At 73.1% G+C, this 20,080-nt stretch carries 20 protein-coding genes and 1 pseudogene; 6 read left to right on the top strand and 15 right to left on the bottom strand.

The features are described 5' to 3' along the window. Positions 1-37: 37 nt before the first annotated feature. From topA to ACLQ2X_RS17800, 6 genes are all read right to left on the bottom strand, one after another. Complete coding sequence (topA, locus tag ACLQ2X_RS17825; protein ID WP_425682151.1) at positions 38-2,854, bottom strand: type I DNA topoisomerase; 2,817 nt, start codon at positions 2,852-2,854, stop codon at positions 38-40. 309 nt (positions 2,855-3,163) lie between these two features. Continuing rightward, positions 3,164-3,772 carry a hypothetical protein gene (locus ACLQ2X_RS17820; RefSeq protein ID WP_425682150.1) on the bottom strand — a complete coding sequence of 203 codons (609 nt, stop codon included), beginning with the start codon at positions 3,770-3,772 and terminating at the stop codon, positions 3,164-3,166. Next, on the bottom strand, positions 3,763-4,305 hold the full coding sequence (locus tag ACLQ2X_RS17815) for a hypothetical protein (RefSeq protein ID WP_425682149.1): 543 nt from the start codon (positions 4,303-4,305) through the stop codon (positions 3,763-3,765). The genes ACLQ2X_RS17820 and ACLQ2X_RS17815 overlap by 10 nt, the downstream gene beginning before the upstream one ends. Before the next feature lie 112 nt (positions 4,306-4,417). After that, a complete protein-coding gene (locus ACLQ2X_RS17810; RefSeq protein ID WP_425682148.1) occupies positions 4,418-6,766 on the bottom strand; it encodes a sodium-translocating pyrophosphatase in 2,349 nt (782 codons plus the stop codon). 313 nt (positions 6,767-7,079) lie between these two features. Continuing rightward, positions 7,080-7,517 (bottom strand): ATP-binding protein, encoded by a 438-nt coding sequence (locus ACLQ2X_RS17805; RefSeq protein ID WP_425682147.1) that lies wholly within the window; start codon positions 7,515-7,517, stop codon positions 7,080-7,082. Next, on the bottom strand, positions 7,517-7,867 hold the full coding sequence (locus ACLQ2X_RS17800) for an STAS domain-containing protein (RefSeq protein ID WP_425682146.1): 351 nt from the start codon (positions 7,865-7,867) through the stop codon (positions 7,517-7,519). The genes ACLQ2X_RS17805 and ACLQ2X_RS17800 overlap by 1 nt, the downstream gene beginning before the upstream one ends. A 124-nt stretch (positions 7,868-7,991) precedes the next feature. On the opposite strand from ACLQ2X_RS17800, the gene ACLQ2X_RS17795 reads away from it, so the two are divergent. From ACLQ2X_RS17795 to ACLQ2X_RS17785, 3 genes are all read left to right on the top strand, one after another. Continuing rightward, a complete protein-coding gene (locus ACLQ2X_RS17795; RefSeq protein ID WP_425682145.1) occupies positions 7,992-10,577 on the top strand; it encodes a DEAD/DEAH box helicase in 2,586 nt (861 codons plus the stop codon). Between the two features lie 228 nt (positions 10,578-10,805). Then, on the top strand, positions 10,806-11,009 hold the full coding sequence (locus tag ACLQ2X_RS17790; protein WP_425682144.1) for a hypothetical protein: 204 nt from the start codon (positions 10,806-10,808) through the stop codon (positions 11,007-11,009). Between the two features lie 266 nt (positions 11,010-11,275). Beyond that, positions 11,276-11,854 carry a hypothetical protein gene (locus ACLQ2X_RS17785; RefSeq protein WP_425682143.1) on the top strand — a complete coding sequence of 193 codons (579 nt, stop codon included), beginning with the start codon at positions 11,276-11,278 and terminating at the stop codon, positions 11,852-11,854. Positions 11,855-11,925: 71 nt separating this feature from the next. Here the strand turns inward: ACLQ2X_RS17785 and ACLQ2X_RS17780 are convergent, their stop codons facing one another. From ACLQ2X_RS17780 to ssd, 7 genes are all read right to left on the bottom strand, one after another. Beyond that, positions 11,926-12,363 (bottom strand): Rv3654c family TadE-like protein, encoded by a 438-nt coding sequence (locus ACLQ2X_RS17780; protein WP_425682142.1) that lies wholly within the window; start codon positions 12,361-12,363, stop codon positions 11,926-11,928. Positions 12,364-12,425: 62 nt separating this feature from the next. Then, a complete protein-coding gene (locus ACLQ2X_RS17775) occupies positions 12,426-12,743 on the bottom strand; it encodes a TadE family type IV pilus minor pilin (protein WP_425682171.1) in 318 nt (105 codons plus the stop codon). A 113-nt stretch (positions 12,744-12,856) separates the two neighbouring features. Further along, a complete protein-coding gene (locus tag ACLQ2X_RS17770; RefSeq protein WP_425682141.1) occupies positions 12,857-13,024 on the bottom strand; it encodes a DUF4244 domain-containing protein in 168 nt (55 codons plus the stop codon). A gap of 23 nt (positions 13,025-13,047) precedes the next feature. Then, entirely contained in the window at positions 13,048-13,776 is a 729-nt protein-coding gene (locus ACLQ2X_RS17765) for a type II secretion system F family protein (protein ID WP_425682140.1), read from the bottom strand. Continuing rightward, complete coding sequence (locus ACLQ2X_RS17760; protein ID WP_425682139.1) at positions 13,776-14,630, bottom strand: hypothetical protein; 855 nt, start codon at positions 14,628-14,630, stop codon at positions 13,776-13,778. The genes ACLQ2X_RS17765 and ACLQ2X_RS17760 overlap by 1 nt, the downstream gene beginning before the upstream one ends. After that, positions 14,627-15,838: a TadA family conjugal transfer-associated ATPase gene (locus ACLQ2X_RS17755; protein ID WP_425682138.1), complete on the bottom strand. Its 1,212-nt coding sequence runs from the start codon at positions 15,836-15,838 to the stop codon at positions 14,627-14,629. Before ACLQ2X_RS17755 ends, ACLQ2X_RS17760 begins: the two co-directional genes overlap by 4 nt. Next, entirely contained in the window at positions 15,835-16,938 is a 1,104-nt protein-coding gene (gene ssd / locus ACLQ2X_RS17750; protein WP_425682137.1) for a septum site-determining protein Ssd, read from the bottom strand. The genes ACLQ2X_RS17755 and ssd overlap by 4 nt, the downstream gene beginning before the upstream one ends. A gap of 256 nt (positions 16,939-17,194) precedes the next feature. Between ssd and ACLQ2X_RS17745 the strand changes: the two genes are divergently transcribed. Continuing rightward, entirely contained in the window at positions 17,195-17,779 is a 585-nt protein-coding gene (locus tag ACLQ2X_RS17745) for a hypothetical protein (RefSeq protein ID WP_425682136.1), read from the top strand. 144 nt (positions 17,780-17,923) lie between these two features. Here the strand turns inward: ACLQ2X_RS17745 and ACLQ2X_RS17740 are convergent. Both ACLQ2X_RS17740 and ACLQ2X_RS17735 read right to left on the bottom strand, forming a co-directional pair. After that, positions 17,924-18,058: pseudogene (locus ACLQ2X_RS17740) on the bottom strand (aminoglycoside phosphotransferase); the annotation flags it as partial. Positions 18,059-18,543: 485 nt separating this feature from the next. Beyond that, positions 18,544-18,807: a hypothetical protein gene (locus tag ACLQ2X_RS17735; protein ID WP_425682135.1), complete on the bottom strand. Its 264-nt coding sequence runs from the start codon at positions 18,805-18,807 to the stop codon at positions 18,544-18,546. Between ACLQ2X_RS17735 and ACLQ2X_RS17730 the strand changes: the two genes are divergently transcribed. Both ACLQ2X_RS17730 and ACLQ2X_RS17725 read left to right on the top strand, forming a co-directional pair. Next, a complete protein-coding gene (locus ACLQ2X_RS17730; RefSeq protein ID WP_425682134.1) occupies positions 18,806-19,300 on the top strand; it encodes a nuclear transport factor 2 family protein in 495 nt (164 codons plus the stop codon). The two genes, ACLQ2X_RS17735 and ACLQ2X_RS17730, sit on opposite strands and share 2 nt — an antisense overlap. 166 nt (positions 19,301-19,466) lie before the next feature. Next, positions 19,467-19,955 carry a hypothetical protein gene (locus ACLQ2X_RS17725; protein ID WP_425682133.1) on the top strand — a complete coding sequence of 163 codons (489 nt, stop codon included), beginning with the start codon at positions 19,467-19,469 and terminating at the stop codon, positions 19,953-19,955. The last annotated feature ends 125 nt before the right edge of the window (positions 19,956-20,080 follow it).

Here is a 20,080-nt window from a genome sequence, read left to right as displayed (position 1 = left end):
GGGAAAGGGCCCACAGACGGGCCATTTCCTTCCACGATCACTCCTTGGTGGAAGTCGCCTTCTTGGGGGCGGCCTTCTTGGCGGGGGCCTTCTTCGCGGCTGTCGCCTTCGCGGCCGTCGTCTTCTTGGCGGCCGTGGTCTTCTTGGCGGCCGTCGTCTTCTTGGCGGCAGTCGTCTTCTTCGCCGGGGCGGCCTTCTTCGGGGCAGGGCCCTTCGCGCGCTTCTCGGCGAGCATCTCGGACGCCTGCTCCAGCGTCAGTTCCTCCGGCGTCTGCCCGCGCCGCAGCGACGCGTTGAACTCGCCGTCGGTGACGTACGGCCCGAACCGGCCGTCCTTGATCACCAGCGGCTTCTCGGTCAGCGGGTCGGCGCCCATCTCCCGCAGCGGCGGCGCCGCGGCCCGACGCTGACGGGCCTTCGGGGCGGCCAGCAGCGCCAGCGCCTCGTCGAGCGTCACCGTGAACATCTTGTCCTCGGAGTCCAGCGAGCGGAACTCGTCACCGCGCTTGACGTACGGGCCGTAGCGGCCGTTGTTGGCGAAGACCTCGGTGCCGTCCGGCGCCAGCCCGACCAGCCGGGGCAGGCTGAGCAGTCGAAGCGCCTCGTCCAGGGTGAGGCTGTCCGGCGACTGCGAGCGCAGCAGCGACGACTTGCGCTCGCCGCTTGCCACGTACGGGCCGAACCGGCCGGACTTGAGCACGATCGGCTCGCCGGTCGACGGGTCGTCGCCGAGCTTGCGCTCACCCCCGCCGCCGAGGAACAGCCCGTGCACCTTCTCCGGGGTCAGCTCGTCGGGGGCCAGCCCTTCCGGGATGGGTGCCCGGTCGCCCTGGCTGCCGCCCTCCTCGCCCTCGGCGGAGGACGCCGGCTGCTCGCCACCCGGCAACTCCCGCTGCAGGTACGGCCCGTAGCGGCCGACCCGGACGACGACCTCGCGCCCCTCGTCGTCGGTGAACAGCGGGATGGAGTTGACGCTGCGCGCGTCGATCTCGCTGAGGTTCTCGGTGACCAGCTTCTTCAACCCGCCGGCGTGGGCGATGGCCTGGTCGCCGGTGCCGTTGGTGCTGCCGAAGTAGAAGGCGGTGAGGAAGTCGACCGCGGCGTGGTCACCGCCGGCGATCTCGTCCAGCTCGTTCTCCATGCTGGCGGTGAAGTCGTAGTCGATCAGGCGCGGGTAGTGCCGCTCCATCAACCCGATCACCGCGAACGCCAGGAACGACGGGATCATGGCCTGCCCACGCTTGACCACGTATCCGCGGTCCTGGATGGTCTGCATGATCGACGCGTACGTCGAGGGCCGGCCGATGCCCAGCTCCTCCAGCGACTTGACCAGCGACGCCTCCGTGTAGCGCGACGGCGGCTGGGTGTGGTGGCCCTGCGCGTTCAGCTCGTCGGCGGTCAGCGGCTGGTCCTTGACGAGCGTGGGCAGCCGGCGCTCGGCGTCCTCGGCCTCGGCGTTCTCGTCGTCGCTGGACTCGACGTACGCGCGCAGGAAACCCGGGTCTGTGATGGTCTTGCCGGTGGCCCCGAAGTCGGCCTCCTCCTGGGCGGAGGACACCGCGCGGATGCGCACCGAGACGCTGGAGCCGACCGCGTCGGTCATCTGCGAGGCGATGGTGCGCCGCCAGATCAGTTCGTAGAGCTTGAACTCCTCGGCGGACAGCTCCTTGGCCACGTCGCCCGGGGTGCGGAAGTTGTCCCCCGCGGGGCGGATCGCCTCGTGCGCCTCCTGCGCGTTCTTCACCTTGCCGGTGTAGCGGCGCGGCTCCGGCGGCACGCTGCGCTCGCCGTACAGCTCGACGATCTGCCGGCGGGCCGCCGTGATGGCGGTCTCCGACAGGTTGACCGAGTCGGTACGCATGTAGGTGATGTAGCCGTTCTCGTACAGCCGCTGCGCGGTGCGCATCGTCTGCTGGGACGAGAACCGCATCTTGCGGGCCGCCTCCTGCTGGAGGGTGGAGGTGATGAACGGCGCGTACGGGCGGCGGCGGTAGGGCTTCTCCTCGACCCGGGTGACCGTGAACGGCCGGTCCGCCAGACGGGCGGCCAGCCCACGGGCGCCACCCTCGTCGAGGTGGACCACGCCGGCGCCGGGCCGCACGCGACCGGTGGTCGGCTCGAAGTCCTTGCCGGTGGCGATCCGGTCGCCGTTGAGCGCGACGAGCGTGGCGTGGAACGTACGCGGGCCGTCAGCCGGCTTGCCCACCGCCAGCGTGGCCAGGATGTCCCAGTACTCGGCGGTGCGGAACGCCATCCGCTGGCGCTCCCGCTCGACCACGATCCGGGTCGCCACGGACTGCACCCGGCCCGCCGAGAGCTTCGGCATGACCTTCTTCCACAGCACCGGGGAGACCTCGTAGCCGTACAGCCGGTCGAGGATGCGCCGGGCCTCCTGGGCGTCGACCAGGTCGCGGTCGATCTCCCGGGGGTTGGCCACCGCGGCCTGGATGGCCGGCTTGGTGATCTCGTGGAAGACCATCCGCTTGACCGGCACCTTGGGCTTGAGCGTCTCCACCAGGTGCCAGGCGATCGCCTCGCCCTCGCGGTCCTCATCGGTGGCCAGGAAGATCTCGTCGACCTCCTTGGCCAGCTTCACCAGCTTGTTGATCTGCTGCCGGCGGTCGGCGGAGACCACATAGAGGGCGTGGAAGCCGTTGTCCACGTCGACGCCGAGCCGCGCCCACGGCTCACCCTTGTACTTCGCCGGCACGTCTGCGGCATTGCGGGGCAGGTCCCGGACATGGCCGAAGCTGGCCTCCACGACGTACCCCGGGCCCAGGTAGCCCGAGATCGTCTTGGCCTTCGCCGGTGACTCGACGATGACCAGACGGGTGGTTCCAGCTTTGCTCGGCACGTCTCTCCCCGACCTCACTTCCTCGCCATGCCCGCTCCGGGCCGTGTTGCGTCGCCCGGACCACGGGCGCTCCGGATGTCCAACGTAACGCGCCGTCCGCGTCCCCGGTTTCGTGGGCGGCAGAACGGGTGGTCTTCCGGCGACCGCCGGCCGCACCCTGCCGGACGGCGTCACCGTACACCGTGGGTAGGGCGGCAGGCGGGTCACTGTGACGATCGCGCGCACCCGGCGTAGCCGTCAGCGGGCGTTTCGCCGCGCGAACCGCCGCCGTCCGATGTCCGGCTTCGGACAGCAGGCGGTGCGGGTCGATCAGCCGGGCGCACCCGGCCACTCGCCCGCCGGCGCGGCCGCCGGCCGCTCCCCCACCAGCTCCGCGAGCCGGGTCACCCGCCGTCCGCCGATCCGGTACGCGGGACCGCCCTCGCCCGGCTCCACGAACGCGGCCGGCAGACCGACCGTGGCCAGCGCGGCGCGTACCGTCGGCCAGCATTGCTCGTCGGCCGGGCCGAGTCCCAGCCGGAACCCGGCCGGCTCGGCGGTTCCCGCGGTGGCCACCCACAGCCGCAGCCGCCGCCCGTCCAGGTGGAAGCGGGCCGGCGGCCGTTTCGCCGTGCCGCGCAGCCAGGCCCGCGCGAGCGGCGCCAGCATGCTCGTGTACGCGGTACGCACCCGGTGCCGCCCGTCCCCGGTCGGCTCCCAGCTCGCCGGCACGCCCCGGGCGCCCAGCTCGGCCACCAGCACGTGCACCCGCCAGGCGGCGTCCACCACCACGGAGAGCCGGGCCGTGCCGCCCATCCGCCCCACCTCACCCGGCCCGGCGAGCAGGCCGGCGAGGTCGGCCAACGCCGGGTCGGCCGCCTCGGTGGAGAACAACGAGGGCTGGCGGGCCGGGTTCGGGGATGCAGGCGTCAGCGACACTCCGGGACCTCGTCGAAGGCCTCTTTCAGCTCGGTCGAATTGAGTTTGCTGGTGTCCAGCGCACTCGCGTCGTACTCCTTGTTCAGCGTGGCCACGGCGGCGCGCACGCCGTCGTAGAACGGGCCGGCCTGTGCGGTGTCGAGCCCGTCGACGGTGTCCCGGGCCCGCCCGTACGCGTCGCGCATCTTGCTCAGCGAGCCGAGGAACCCGGCGGACACCTCGGCGCCACGCTCGGCCTCCGGCACCCCCGCCTCCTCGACCTTGCGCCGGGCCGTCTCGCTGGCCTGCTCGGCGCCGGCGAACAGCCGGACCAGATTCTCCTTGGCCTGCGCCGGGGTGGTCTGCGCGGTCATCTGCTGCTGGGTGCTGCTGGTCAGCTTGGAGATCTCCGCGCGCCACGGGGTGAGCGCCTGGCAGACCGACGAGGCCCAGGCACGAGGGCTGGGGCCGCCACCGCACCCGGCGACCGCGAGGACCAGCGTGGCCAGGACCACCGTGAGCTTTCCGGCGGTTGCCGCCCGGCGCGTACGCATGCGTTGCAGAGTACGACGTCCGGGCGGAACCGCCACCGTTCAGGCTTGTCACGCCGAGCCTCGACGGCACGGTTCCCGGTCGGCGACGGCCGACCGGGAACCGTGGCACCGATCAGGCGTTCACCGTCTCCGGCCGCTGGTCGGAGCTGCCGGCGTCGGTGTCCGAGTCGGTCATCACCACACCCTTGCGCTTGCTGAACACCACCGCCGCCGCGATGATCAGCGCGGCCGCCACGGCGATCGCGATCCGCAGCGGGTTGTTCTTGTCGTCGCCCACGCTCCAGGCCACCACGGCCGGCGCGATCAACAGCGAGACCAGGTTCATCACCTTGATCAGCGGGTTGATCGCCGGGCCGGCGGTGTCCTTGAACGGGTCGCCGACGGTGTCGCCGATGACGGTGGCCTCGTGCGAGGCGGAGCCCTTGCCGCCGTACGCGCCGTCCTCGACCAGCTTCTTGGCGTTGTCCCAGGCGCCACCGGAGTTGGACAGGAACACCGCCATCAGCGTGCCCGCACCGATCGCGCCGGCCAGGTACGCGGCGAGCGCGCCGGGGCCGAGGCCGAAGCCGACCGCGATCGGGGCCAGGATGGCCAGCAGACCGGGCGTCAACAGCTCGCGCTGCGCGTCCCGGGTGCAGATGTCGACGACCTTGCCGTACTCGGGCCGCTGGGTGCGGTCCATGATGCCGGGCAGCTCACGGAACTGGCGGCGGACCTCCATCACCACGGCCCCGGCGGAGCGGGACACGGCGTTGATGGCCAGGCCGGAGAAGAGGAAGACCACCGCCGCACCGATGATCAGGCCGACCAGGTTGCGCGGGTTGGCCACGTTCAGCGCGTTGAGGATCTCGTTGCCGATGTCGCCCACGCCCGCGTCCTCGTACGCGGTGCGGAGCGAGTCGGTGTACGAGCCGAACAGCGCGGTCGCGGCCAGCACGGCGGTGGCGATCGCGATGCCCTTGGTGATCGCCTTGGTGGTGTTGCCGACCGCGTCCAGCTCGGTGAGCGTCTGCGCCCCGTGCTCGTCGATGTCACCGGACATCTCGGCGATGCCCTGGGCGTTGTCGGAGATCGGCCCGAAGGTGTCCATCGCGACGATCACACCGACGGTGGTGAGCAGGCCGGTACCGGCCAACGCCACCGCGAACAGCGACAGCGTGATGGAGCTGCCGCCGAGCAGGAACGCGCCGAAGACGCCGGCACCGATCAGCAGTGCCGAGTAGACGGCCGACTCCAGGCCGATGCTGATGCCGGCGAGGATGACGGTCGCCGCGCCGGTCTGCGAACTCTTGCCGATGTCCTGCACCGGACGCCTGTTGGTCTCGGTGAAGTAGCCGGTCAGCGCCTGGATCGCGGCGGCCAGCACGATGCCGATCACGACCGCGCCGATGGCGACCATCCGCGGGTTGCGGTCGACGTCGGTCAGCCCGCCCTCAAGCTCGGCGAACGTGGCCGGCAGGTAGACGAACGCGGCGATCGACACCAGCACCGCGGAGAGCACCGCGGAGATGTAGAAGGCCCGGTTGATCGCGGTCAGGGCGTTGCGGTCGGAGGCGCGCAGCCGGGTGATGAAGACGCCGATGATCGCGACCAGCACACCGATGGTGGAGATGATCAGCGGGAAGACCAGGCCGGTCTCGCCGAACGCGGCCCGGCCCAGGATGAGCGCCGCGACGAGCGTGACCGCGTACGACTCGAAGAGGTCGGCGGCCATGCCGGCGCAGTCGCCGACGTTGTCGCCCACGTTGTCGGCGATGGTGGCGGCGTTACGCGGGTCGTCCTCCGGGATGCCCTGCTCGACCTTGCCGACCAGGTCGGCGCCGACGTCGGCGGCCTTGGTGAAGATGCCGCCGCCGACCCGCATGAACATGGCGAGCAGCGCGGCGCCGAAGCCGAAGCCCTCCAGCACGGTCGGCGCGTCGCCCTTGTAGAGCAGCACGACGAGCGCCGCCCCGAACAGGCCCAGGCCGACGGTGAGGAAGCCGACCACGCCGCCGGTCCGGAAGGCGATCTTCATGGCGCCCTCGCGGCCGCCTTCGCGCTCCCGGGCGGCGGCGGCCACCCGGAGGTTGGCGCGGGTGGCCAGCCACATGCCGGCCCCGCCGATGAACGCGCTGAACAGCGCACCGACCACGAAGAACGCCGAGCGGCCGACCTTCACCAGCGTCTCGTTGCCGTCGGTGTCGTGCACCGGCAGCAGGAACAGCAGCACGACGGCGATCACCACGAAGATCGCCAGGGTGCGGAACTGTCGCAGCAGGTACGCCGAGGCGCCTTCCTGCACCGCCCCGGAGATCTCCTGCATGTTTGTGGTTCCCGTACCGGCCGCCAGGACCGCCCTGGTGAGGGCGGCCGCGAAGACGAGCGCCACCAGCGCGATGACCGCGGCGATGACGACGTACGTCACGTTGGCTCCGGTAAGGGACAGTGCGCCGCCGTCGGCGGCCAAGGTCCCGGACATCTATGTCCTCCTGTACCGAACACTCGCGTCGGCTCGTGGAGACGCACGGCCGACGCCTGGATGCGAACTGCAAGCGCGCGCCGACCCACCGCGGCGGACCAGCGATGAACACCCGTTTCCGCTGGCTGCGGAACGCGATCACTTGCTGACAACCCGGGTACTGTAGCCGTCGCCCGTGGTGGAGGTCACATCGAGGGGCCACCCCGCCTCGATGATCTTCATAACTGTGTTATGAAAACAAATCTGATATAGAGGTCGGCCAACACGAAGAGGCCGCGCCCCTACGGGAACGCGGCCTCCACGAGCGCACAGGTCAGGCGCGGCCCGCCGGCCAGGACATCCGCACCTCGGTGCCGACACCGTCGTCGACCGGCCGGACCTGGAGGTCCTCCACGAAACCGGCGAGCAACGCGAAGCCGACGCCGGTGGTCAGCGCGTCCTCGCTGAGGGACTCCTTGGCCAACTCGTCCGGGCCGAGCGCGGCCAGGCCCAGACCCGCCTCGATCGGCGCCCGGTCCACCACCCGCACCGTGTAGCCGCCGCCGTCGGACATCTCCACGTACACCGGTTCGGCCACGCCGTACTGCCGGTGCAGGGCGACCGCCCGGGTGCACGCCTCACCGATGGCCAGGCGCACCTCGTCCAGCAGACCCTCCCGCACGCCGGCCCGGCGGGCCACCGCCACGCCGACCAGGCGGGCGGTACGCACGTGCACCGGAGCCGGGGAGAAGGACAGCTTGACGGTGGCCATCACGCGCCGGTGGAGTCGGCGGCGATGGCCGCGTCGACCGTCGGGTGCAGCGGGAAGACCTGGTCCAGCGCGGTGATCCGGAAGATCTTGAGCAGCGGCTCCTTGTCGCAGACCAGGGCGAACGAGCCCCCTGCCGCGCGCAGCCGCTTGAGCGCGCCGACCAGCACACCCAGCCCGGTCGAGTCCAGGAAGTCCACCCGGTCCAGGTCGACCACCACGCGCCGGGCCCCGCCGTCGATCAACTCCAGGAGCCGTTCCCGCAGGCGGGGGGCGGTGTAGACATCCACCTCACCACCGACCTCGAGCACCGTGTGCTCCCCCACCACGCGGGTCGCCAGCGACAGCTCCATCGGCCCCTCCTCGGTAAACTCTCCTGGGAATCTAACCATCCCCCCGTGTGGCCCTTCGGGTCACCGGTCGGACCCTCCCCATACCCCCACCCCGCGGTTCCCAATTCCGAACACCAGTGCGAGAGTGCAGAACGTGACCGACGACAGCTCCGGCCCGCGGCGTGCCCCGGTCGAGCTGCTGCGTCACCTGCGGCTGCGCCACCCCACCGACCCGGTCACCCACGTCGAACGGGTCCCGGCCCGCGTCGGCGAGCCCGTCGGGTGGCCCGACTGGGCCCCCGAGGACCTACGGGCGGCGTTCGCGCGGCGCGGCGTCACCGCGCCGTGGCGGCACCAGGCCGAGGCCGCCGAGCTGGCGTACGCGGGCCGGCACGTGGTGGTCGCCACCGGCACGGCGTCCGGCAAGTCCCTGGCGTACCAGCTGCCGGCACTGAGCACGCTGCTGGCCGACCCCCGCGCCACCGTGCTCTACCTCGCCCCGACCAAGGCGCTCGCCGCCGACCAGCTCCGCGCCGTCGCCGGCCTGGAACTGGACGGAATCCGCCCGGCCACCTACGACGGGGACACGCCACGCGCCGAACGGGAGTGGATCCGCCGGCACTCCCGGTTCGTGCTGACCAACCCGGACATGCTGCACCACGGCATCCTGCCCGGGCACGCCCACTGGTCCGGGTTCCTGCGCCGCCTCGCGTACGTGGTGGTCGACGAGTGCCACACCTACCGGGGCGTCTTCGGCTCACACGTCGCGCACGTGCTGCGCCGGCTGCGCCGGCAGTGCGCCCGCTTCGGGCGTACCCCCGGTCCGGCGGTCGCGGGCTCGCGCAGCAACCCGACGTTCCTGCTGGCCTCGGCCACGTCCGGCGACCCGGCGACGGCGGCCGGGCGGCTCACCGGCCTGCCCGTCACCGCCGTCACCAAGGACACCTCGCCGCGCGGGGGCGTGACCTTCGCGCTGTGGGAGCCGCCGCTGCTGCCGCCGCACTCCACCGACCCGGCGGTCGCCGACCTGGCCACGGTCCGCCGGTCGGCGCTGCGGGAGACCGCCGACCTGCTCGCCGACAGCGTGATCGAGGGGGTACGCACGCTCGCGTTCGTCCGGTCCCGCCGGGGCGCCGAGGTGGTCGCGGCGAACGCGCGCCGGGCACTCGACGAGGCGGTCCCCGGGCTCGGCGACCGGGTGGCCGCGTACCGGGCCGGCTACCTGCGGGAGGAACGGCGGGAGCTGGAACGGGCCTTGCTGCGCGGCGAGCTGCTCGGGCTCGCCTCCACGAACGCGCTGGAACTCGGCGTCGACCTGGTCGGGCTGGACGCGGTGCTGATCTGCGGCTGGCCGGGCACCCGGGCGTCACTTTGGCAGCAGGCCGGGCGGGCCGGACGCTCCGGCGACGAGGCGCTCGCCGTGCTGGTGGCCCGGGACGACCCGCTCGACACCTACCTGGTGCACCACCCCGAGGCGCTGTTCGGGCGGCCCGTGGAGGCCACCGTCCTCGACCCGGCCAACCCGTACGTGCTCGCGCCGCAGCTTGCCTGCGCCGCGCACGAGGCCCCGCTCACTCCGGCCGACCTGGAGCTGTTCGGCGACGGGGCGAAGGAGGCGGTGGACTCGCTCGTCGAGACGGGGGCGCTGCGGCAGCGGCCCACCGGCTGGTACTGGCGGCACCGGGAGCGTCCCGAGGTGGACCTGCGCGGCGAGGGCGGCGCCCCGGTCTGCGTGGTGGAGGAGTCCACCGGCCGGCTGCTCGGCACCGTCGACGGCGGCTCCGCGCACTTCCTGCTGCACACGGGCGCGGTCTACCTGCACCAGGGCGTCTCCTACCTGGTCGACTCGCTGGACCTGGCCGACGGGTGCGCGCTGGTGCACGCCGAGGAGCCGGACTGGTCCACCCACGCCCGCGACGTGACCTCACTGTCCGTGGTGGCCGTGCGCTCGTACGTGGACGCCGGGCCGGTCGGGCTCTTCCTCGGCGAGGTGGACGTGACCAGCCAGGTGGTGTCGTACCAGCGGCGGCGCATCGCCACCGGTGAGGTCATCGACACCCGTCCGCTGGACCTGCCGGCCCGGGAGCTGCGTACCGTCGCGGTCTGGTTCACGCTCTCCCCCGGGTCGTTGGCCGCCGCAGGTGTCGCGGCGGCGGACGTGCCGGGCGCGTTGCACGCCGCCGAACACGCCGCGATCGGCCTGCTGCCGTTGATGGCGACCTGCGACAGGTGGGACATCGGCGGCCTGTCGACCGCCCTGCACCCGGACACCGAGGCGCCGACCGTCTTCGTCTACGACGGGCACCCCGGCGGGGCGGGTTTCGCCGAGCGGGCGTACGCGACGGCCGCCGCCTGGCTGCGCGCCACCCGGGACGCCATCGCCGAGTGCGGGTGCGAGACCGGCTGCCCGTCCTGCGTGCAGTCGCCGAAATGCGGAAACGGCAACAACCCGCTGGCCAAGCCGGAGGCGGTCACGGTCCTCGACGTGGTGCTGGCCAACCTCGCCACGACCACGGCGGGCCCCGCCAGCGCGGTTCCGGGTGGCTCTGGTCCGGGTGGCTCTGGTCCGGGGCCGGGCGGTTCGGGAGCGTGCGCTGCGGACGGCCTGCCCGACGACTCCGGGGCGGACGACCGTCCCGATGAGGTCGACCCCGGCGCGGGGCCGGCCGGGGTGCTGCCCCGGCAGGGGGAACGGGCGGGCCGGGCGTCGACGACCGGCGCTTCGGACTGATCCGCTCGCCGGCACCCGAGTTGGGGCCGGCTCACCGGCACCCGAGTTGGCCGGCTCACGGCACCCGACTTGAGGGCCGGGCATGTCGGTCGTGTGGGGCCAGGTATCTGGCAGGTGAGAAGCGTGCATGACCATGGCACCGTTGGGGCATTGATGTATGGGAGCGCTTCCATGCATCATTTCGGTAGCGCAGAGGTGACCCAGATCCGTCCCTCCGGAGGTGCCGCCGTGGCCGACACGATCGCCGAGACCGTCGAACTGCTCTACACGATCGACCAGGAAAGCCTCACCCCCGACCAGCAGATCGCGCTGGGTACGGCACTGGCGAACCTGGCGCAGGCAGAACGACTGGAACAGATCAACGAGCGCCTGCGCGGCATCCATCAGGTGTTGAACAGCTGGGCCATGAAGGCGACAGTCGACGGACGTTGATCGTGTTCGCGCGGCGAACGCCCCGGGCGCGCCGGCTCGCCGAGACGGTGGTGCCCGCACCGCCCGAAAGCACCACCTCGGCGAGCCGGGCGCATTCCCGCCGCCGTCCCGGCGAGCCGGCGCACCTGGCCGGTGCCGGTTGCGGGCGGTCGGGTGCCGGGGGCGGGCGGTCGGGGTGCCGACCCCGCTCGTCCGGGCGGGGAATCGGGGTCGGCACGCCTGTGGTCTTGTGTGCGAGACTCCGGCGGACCCCTGAAGGAGATCGCATGTCGCTCGACAATTTGCAGGCCCAGCACCGTTTCATCGTCCGTCAGCGGCTCCGCATGATGGTCAACCAGTACGAGGTGCACGCGGTGGCACCCGACGGCTCGGAAGGCGGATTGCTGGCGTTCGCGCAGCAGAAGCGGATAGCCTTCAAGGAGCAGGTGACCATCTACACCGACGACACCAAGCAGTACCCCCTCCTCGGCTTCAAGGCCCGGCAGCGGCTCGACCTCGGCGCCACGTACGACGTGACGGACCACGCCGGCAACCCGATCGGCCTGTTCCGCAAGGACTTCGCCCAGTCGCTGCTGCGCTCGACGTGGCACGTCGAGCAGCCCGGCCTGCCCCAGGCGACCGGCCAGGAGCGCAACGTGCCGGTGGCAATCCTGCGCCGGTTCGTCGACTCGCTCTCCTGGCTGCCCTACCACTTCGACTTCGCAGCCGGCGGCCAGCCGTTCTTCTCGGTCGACAAGCAGTGGGGCCTGCGCGACAAGTACGTCGTCGACATCCAGCACCCGCAGATCGACCGCCGGCTGGTCATCGCCATGGCGGTGGGCCTGGACGCCCTCCAGTCCCGCTGACCGTCGGGCACCACACCGACAGCGCTCCGCCCGGCCCGGGGGCACCGGCCGGTGCCGTCGTTCGGTACCGGTCATCGGTCGGTCTCCCCGTCCGGTACCGGTCTTCGGTCGGTGTCCCGGCTCGGGCCGGCCCGGGAGGTCGCGGTGGCCTCCCGGGCCAGCCCGGGCAGCGGCACCACCCGTACCCGCGCGGTGACGATCACGTCGAGACCGTCGGCCCGGCAGTCGGTCATCCGGCCGCCGTTGGCCGACACCAGCGCCCCGGCACGTCCACACGCGTCGCCGGTGCCGCCGAGAATCCCGCGTGCACCGGCCAGCGCACCGAAGTCGGCCGCGTTACGCGCCTCGTGACGTGCGCACCGGGCCGCTCCCACCGCCGCACCGAAGCTCCCGACCAGCACGAACACCAGCCCGACGGCGAGCAGACACACGGTCGCTCCACCCCGGTCAGCCGACGTCGGTCCGCCCGTGCCCAGCCCTGACCGGGCAACCGGGCCCGTCGGCGTCATCTCGCCCGTCGGCGGCATCGCACCCGTCGCGGGGATATCGCCTCCAGGGGTCCTCCCGCGCCTCACGGCACCGGCCCCGGTGCGCCCGGCTCCACGGCGGCCACCGCCTCGGCCGACACGGTCAGCCGAGGCAGTCGGGCACCGCCGGTCCGGACGGGGGCTCGAACGGTCGCCGTCACCCGGTCGCCGTCGACCGTCACCGACACCTCCGCGCCGGCGGGGGCGTACCGGGTGCCGGCCACCGAGCCGGACTCACCCCGGGCCGCGGCGAGTGCCGCCTCCCGGGCCGCGTCGACACAGCCGACCCGGGTGGTCACCGCGTTCACCGCGGTGAGGCCGGCGAGGAGCAGCAGCATCAGCGCCGGCAGGCCGGCCGCCAGCTCGGCGGTGAAGGAGCCTCGTTCCCGGAGGTCTCCCCGGCGGTGCGCACCGGCGACACCGCCGCAGGCAGCCCAGGGGACCCACCGAACACGACCGGCCCACCGGCGCCCGGTCACTTCAGGGCCCGGTCGATGACGGCGGTCAGCGCGGACTGCACGTTGCCGGACGTGAGCACCTTCAGCAGGATGCCGGCGAAGGCGACCGCCGCGAGCGTGCCCACGGCGTACTCGGCGGTGTTCATTCCGGCGTCGCCCCGCAGGCGGGCGAGGACTTTACGCATCTCGTACGTCCCTTCTCGATGATTCACAGCACGTCGCCGAGGACGGCGACGATCACCGGCACCAGACCGGCGAGAATGAAGGCGGGCAGGAAACAGAGCCCCAACGGCAGCACGATGAGCACACCCGCGCGCCGCGCCGCCGCCTCGGCCGCGGTCGACCGTTCGGCGCGCAGGTCGTCGGCGAGCCGGGTGAGCGCGCGAGCCAGAGCCGCACCGCTGTTCGACGAGCGGACCGCCGCCCCGACCAGCGGGCCCGACCCGGGTACCGGCTCCAGGTGCGACCACGCCTCGGCGGCGGTACCGCCCAAAGCCAGCGTGCGGCCGACCCGGCCGAGCCGGTCGGCGAGCGGCCCGCCGAGCGCCTCGGCGACGGCAAGCGCCGACCGGTCCACCGGCGCACCCGCCCGCAACGCCGCGGCCAGCAGGTCGGCGGCGAGCGGCAGATCGGCGGTTTCCCGCAGCCGCCGATCCCGGACGGCACGGGGCTCGATCCGCCGGAGCAGACGGTCGGCCGCTACGCCGGCCAGCAGCCCGAGGCACAGGCCCGTCCCGCCGCCGACGACCACCGACACGGCCACCGCGGCCAGCGCCGCGCCCAGCCGTATCCGATCCGGCCACCATGCCGGCCGGCGCCGGTCAGGCGCCGGGGCGAGACGGCGTAACCGGCGTGCCGGGCGGACGACCGGCCTGGTGACGACCAGGAGCGACGCGGCGCCGCCGAGGCAGACCGCGGCCAGCACCTGGCGGGACATCAGGCCACCCGCCCCGGCGTGACGCCGAGTCGCTCGGCCCAGAGCAGCCCGCCGACCTGCAGGGCGACCGCTGCCGCGGCGCTGCCGCCACCCACCGGCGTGTGCAGGAGCACGGCCACCGGGTCCACCCCGATGCCGTAGCCCAGGCCGATCCCGCCCAGCGGCAGCGCGGCGAGCAGCCAGGCGGTCGCCCGGGCGCCGGCCGCCTGGGCGGCGGCAGCACCGAGGCCACGCTCTGTCGCGCGGGCGTCGGCCTCGATGCGCTCAAGCAGCTCGGCCAGGGGCGCACCGGTGCGGTCGGCCAGCTTGCCGGCGGCCCGGGCCAATCCGGCGAGCCGTCCCGGGCCGTCGGCCGGACTCCCGTCGGCCGGCAACCCGGCCCGCAGGTCGGCGGCGACCGCAGCCAACCGGTCGAGGTCACGGCGGTGCGCCAGCGCGGCGGCCCGGTGGTGACGCCGACGCAGCACCGCGCGGACCGCCAGCGCACCGTAGGCGGCCAGCACGAAGGCGGCCACCGGACCGCCCAACAGCGCCCCGAGCCCACCCGCGACCAGCACCGCCAGCGGCAGCGCACGCCGGACGGACCGCATCGAGCCGGCGTACAGCACGGACCCGACGGACCGCATGGATTCGACGGACAGCAAGGACCCGGCGGGCCGCATGCTTCGGGTGCCCGGCACAGGGCCGCGCCCAGCCTCCCGGCCCGTCCGGCCGGCGCCTTCCCCGCGTGTGCGGGGCGTCGAGGCCGCCGGCTCCAGCACCACCCGCCGCCTGGCCCGGCCGGCGCGTACCGGCCAGGCGACCACTGTGGCACCGGCCAGCAGCAGCACCGCCGGCCAGAGTTCGCCGGTCACGACGGCCGCACCTGATCGGACGGGACGGCCAGCAGGACCGGCGGCACCGGCACACCACGCTCCCGTAGCAGCGTGCCGAGCGCCCGGGCGGCCGGACCGAGGCCCCGCGCCCGGGTCCAGGCGGGAAGCACGGTCACCACCCGGTCCGGCCCCTCCGGCAGCAACAGGCCGACCGAGTCCAGTACCCGCCCCTGGCCTGTCCGGCGCAGCTGCAGGACGACCTGCAACGCGGCGGCGACCTGGGCGTGCAACGCGGGCCGGGGCAGACCGCCGAGCATCCCCAACGCCTCCAGCCGGGCCGGCACGTCACCCGGGGCGTTGGCGTGCAGCGTGCCCGCTCCGCCGTCGTGGCCGGTGTTCAACGCGGCGAGTAGATCCACCACCTCGGCACCCCGGCACTCGCCGACGACCAGCCGGTCCGGGCGCATCCGCAGCGCCTGCCGCACCAGGTCGCCGAGCCCGACCGTGCCGACGCCCTCGACGTTCGCGGTGCGCGCCTGCAACCCGATCACGTGCGGATGCACCGGGCGCAACTCGGCGGCGTCCTCCACCAGCACGATCCGCTCGGTGCCCGGCACCAGACCGAGAAGCGTGTTGAGCAGGGTCGTCTTGCCCGAACCGGTGCCGCCACTGACCAGGTACGCGAGACGGGCGGCCACCACGGCGGCGAGCAGCGGGGCGAGCGGCGCGGGCACCGTGCCCCGGGCCACCAACTCGTCCACGGTGAACGGCCGCTGACGGAAGGTGCGCAGCGACAGGTAAGGGCCGTCGGTCGCCACCGGAGGCAGCACGGCGTGCAGGCGGGTGCCGTCGGGCAGCCGCGCGTCGGCGTAGGGCGAGGCGTCGTCCAGTCGGCGACCGGCCGCGGCGGTCAGCCGCTGCGCCAACCGGCGTACGTCGTCGACCGTGCCTAGCGGAATGGCGACCTGGTGCAGCCCTTCCCCCCGGTCGACCCACACCCGCACCCCATTGACCAGCACGTCGGTGATCTGCGGGTCGGCCAGCAGCGGAGCGAGCGGACCGGCGCCGATCAGGTCGTCGTGCACCCGGTCGGCGATCCGCAGCAGCGTGGTGTCGCCGAGGACGGCCGTCGCCGGCTCGGCGCGTACGGCGGAGACGATCGCCGCGGGCGTGACCGGGGTCGCGTCGGCGGCGAACCGGTGCCGGACGCGGGCGACGAGCTCCTCGGGATCGGTCTGCCCGCTCACGCCGCACCCGCCGTCGACGGCCCGGTCAGCTCGTCGACGAGTCGCTGGCAGAGCACGGCGAGCGGCCCCTTGCCGCTCGCGCCGGGTGCCTCCCCGCGCTCCAGCCCTCGGCACAGGCCGGGCTCGGGTCGCAGCGTGCCGGCGAGCGGCAGCCCGAGCGCCCGGGCCACCTCGGCCGCGCGGAGGCGGCCGGGCGCCGGGCCGCGGACGATCACCGACAGGTCGACGCAGTGCGGCGCCGCGACCGCGGCGACCCGGGCCGCCGCGGCAGCCGCCCGCAGCTCAGCCGGTACGACGAGCAGGGCGCGGTCGGCGGCCTGGAGCGCCACCACGGCCGCGTCGTCGAGGTGTCGGGGCAGATCGAGCACGACAAGGTCCCGCCCCCGCCGGCCGGCGTCCACGGTGGCGGCCATCGCCTCGGCCGGCAGGTGCCGCAGATCGCCCCGATCCCAGGAGAGCACCACCAGGTCGCCTCGGCTGGGCAACGCACGGACCAGCGACGGCGGGTCGACCCGCCCGCCCGTGCCAGCCAGCTCGGGCCACCGCAGCCCGTCGAGCTGCTCCCACCCGAGCACCAGGTCGACACCACCGCCCAGCGGGTCGGCGTCGACAAGCAACGTGCGCAGCCGCGCCCGGGCGGCGCTGACCGCGAGCCCGCCGGCCAGCACACTGGCGCCGGCCCCACCGCGCCCGCCGAGCACCGCCACCACCCGGCCCGGCCCCGAGCCGGCGGGATCGGCCGTGCACTCGGCGAACCGGTCGACCAGCCACGGCTCCGCCGCCGGCAGCGTCGCGACATGCTCGGCGCCGATCAGCTCGGCCAACTCCGTACCCGGATCGAGCTGGCCGGCGCGACCCACCAGGACCGTGCGTGCGCGCCGGGGCAGGCGGGCCCGCAGGCAGGCCGCCGCCTGGTCGGCGCCGACCAGCACCAGCGGCGCCGGCGACCAGCGGGCCCGGGCGCCCGCCGGATCAGCGGCCAGCTCGACCTCGGTGCCGCCGGCCGCCGCGAGCCGCAACAGTTCGTCCAGGAGGTCACCGTCGGCGGTGACGAGCAGGGGCAGCCGACGGTACGGCGGGATCGGGGTGCGGGGCGCCATGGCGGCCTCCATCGGTCGGACTCGGACGTGCCGGGTGCAGCCTGCCCGGGTCGACCGGCCGAACGAGTCACCCAGCTGCCTGCCTGTGGACAACGGAGGTGGTTGTGGACAGACCTCGGCAACAAAGTCGATCTGCTATGCGCGCGCACCCGTCCCGTCCGGCGATCACGGCGCCAGCGCGGGCCGGGGAGGGTACGTCCGTGTTCACCGTCCTCACCGAGAATGGGTCGATGACAGCTGCCACGAGGACCGGTACGTGATGACCCGGAAGGACTCGACGCCGGACGGTCCCGTCCGCGAGCAGAAGTACGCGCGGGTCGAGCGGGAGAGACGGTTCCTGCTGGCCAGGTCGCCGTTGGCGTCGACCGCCGTCGCTCGCCGCCGCATCACCGACCGGTACCTGGCAGGGACCCGGCTGCGCCTGCGGCGTGTCGAGAGCCTCCCCGGCGGGGCCTGCGAACTCAAGCTCACCCAGAAGGTCCCCGCCCGGCGACCGGGCCACGTTCAAGGCCTGATCACGAATGTCTACCTGTCCCGGGCCGAATACGAACTGCTCGCCCACCTGCCCGCCGCGACGCTGTCCAAGACCCGCCTGAGCGTGCCTCCGCTGGGCATCGACGTGTTCGACCCGCCGCTTCACGGGCTGATCCTGGCGGAGGCCGAGTTCACCACCGACGAGGCGGCGCGCTCGTTCCTCCCACCCCCGCAGGTCGTCGCCGAGGTCACCGACGACACCCGCTTCACCGGCGGGTCACTGGTCCACGCGCACCGGGACGACGTGCTCACCTGGCTCGCCGAATACGGCATCACGCCAGCCCCCGGCATGCCACAGATTCCCTGAGCCACACCGCCGCTTCGCTGCCCGGCGGCTCGCCTGCAACCTCTGCGCGTCGTGTCCGCTCGTCTCCGGCGACGGTGGCGGCGGGGCCGGCGTCCTGGCCGGGCCGTCGGGGAGGTGCCGGGCTGGTCGCGGGAGCGGGATGCGTCAGGTCGCGGCGAGTGCTTTGGTGATGTGGTGCTCGGCCAGGTCCAGCATCCACTCGCGGTCCGGGAAGTCGGTGTCCGCGATCCGTAGTGGGCCCTCGACCAGGGACAGCGTCTGCGCGTACCGGTAGAGCTTCTTGCTGCCGCCCGTCACCCGCTCCAGGACGGCGACCCGCCGGTCGCCGCCGAACTGTTCCACCACCAGCGCGTGCAGATCACCCGGCCGCAGGAACACCCGCGGCATGGTCACCTCTCCTCAGGTCGAGCAGCGACGTACGTGTCAGTCCCCACCGCCTCCACCGCCGCCTCCGTCGCCGCCGGCCGCGTCCCCCAGGACGCTGTTCTCGACGATGGCACCGGAGTGCCGATCCGGCACACCACGGCCCCGCTCGAAGATGTCCCGGTTCGGGCGCAGTGCACTCCCTCGTATCGACCGCGCCGCCCGCGCCGCCTCCCGCCGCTGCTGTTCCCTGGTACGCGGCCGGTCTCGCCGGGCTCGCCGGAGCCACGCCATCGAGCCCGACGCGACGACGGTCGCGATGACGAGGCCTATCCACCCGTACGTCGACATGAGTCGATGCTATGGCCGGGGCGCAACCATGCTGCGGTCAGTCAGCCGGCTCAACCATCCCGCCCGTCGCGCGTGGCGGCACGCACCGGATCATCCGGCTCGGGCTCGCCGGCCCAGACCCGTAGCTCAAGTCCCGTCCTGGGCGGGTACGAGGAGGCCGGGACGCTGATCTGGTAGGTGGACGCGCCGGCTACCCGGCCCTGCGCATCCTGGTACGACTCGTTGTCGTCGCCGGCATCGCACCACACATCCCGCGCGTGGAAGAGGTTGAAGTCGACGCTCAGGGCAACGCGCTGCACGGCAAGGAGCTTCATGCCCCCAGAGGCTGGCACCACCGTCCGACATCTGGATGTGGTCGCGCATCCCGCCAAGCCCTCGCTCGCGCTTGCCGCCCCTCCGCCCGATCGGGCTCTACCGGAGAGGACGGTCTGGCAGGATCCGATCGTGGTCTCCAACGTTCATCGACTCCGGCGTGCCTTCGACGAGACCGAGGTAAGCGCGGATGTTGACATGCTGAACGCACTGCTCGCCGACGATTTTCGGTCCATTGGCGAGCAGGGCTATGTGCTTGACAAGGCACAGTGGATTGGCAAGTTCGCCGAGTTCGCCTACACCAGTTTGGAGAGCCGCGAAGTAGAGGTGTCCTTCTACGGCCACGCGGCCATCGTCCGGTGCGTGCAGCGCAGCCGATCGAGCTGGCGCGGTCAAGACTTGGCGTTGACCGTTCGCGTCAGCCAAACCTGGATCGAGTTGCCCGAGGGCTGGCGGCTGGCCGGCATCCAGTTCAGCTCCCTTGCCGGCGAGTGACGGCCACACTCCACGTGCTGCGATCGCGCGGCAGGCGCGGACTAGCTGCCGGACAACTGAACATGGTGTCCTGTGTCTCGGCCAGGTCGGGCAGCACCTGGTTGACGGGGTGCTGCGCTCAGACGCGCGCCAGGCGTTGCACGTCCTCGGCCCGTACGATCCGGCGATGACCGACGAGCGGGTGGAGCCCGGTCCGCTGGCCTCTGGGCGGGAGCCGCTGCGGCGGCCGTCCAGCGTCGTCGGGGCCGTACTGCTGCTGGCGTTCTGGTGGGCCTACACCCTTGCCGTGGATGTGGCGCTTCTCGCCGAGGTCGGAGGCGCGGGTAACTGGCTCGCCCTGGCCGGGTGCACGGTGGCGGTGGTGGCCGTGCTACGTGGGCTCTGGCACGGCAGCCCGACCGCCTGGTGGGTGGTGCACGGCTTCGCCGTGTCTTTCGCCCTCGCGTTCCTGGTCGGGGCCGGCGTCATGCTGCTCGTCGGACCGCGCCTCGGCTCCCTGATCACGACCCCGCTCGCCCCGGTTTTCGTGGTGGCGATCGCGGGCGGGCTGCTGGCGGTCCTGGCGCCGTTGGCCGGCGGCATCCTGGTCCGCACCGCGCCGGCCCGCGTCTGGTGCGGTCGCCCATCCACCCGCCGCCCGGCGCGCGTTCGGTGAAAACCGTCAGGTCAGGACCGTCGCCATCGCAACCGACGAGGACGGCGGGCTGCACACGGCCTTCATCCGCGCCGGTCACCCGCAAGACCAACCAGTGCCGGTGAGCGGGCGACCGGCGCGTCGCG

It is taken from the genome of Micromonospora sp. DT31 (assembly GCF_049841795.1).
Taxonomy (GTDB): Bacteria; Actinomycetota; Actinomycetes; order Mycobacteriales; family Micromonosporaceae; genus Micromonospora.
The sequence above is the reverse complement of the archived record's forward strand: the minus strand, read 5'-3'. Positions and strand labels throughout refer to the sequence as shown.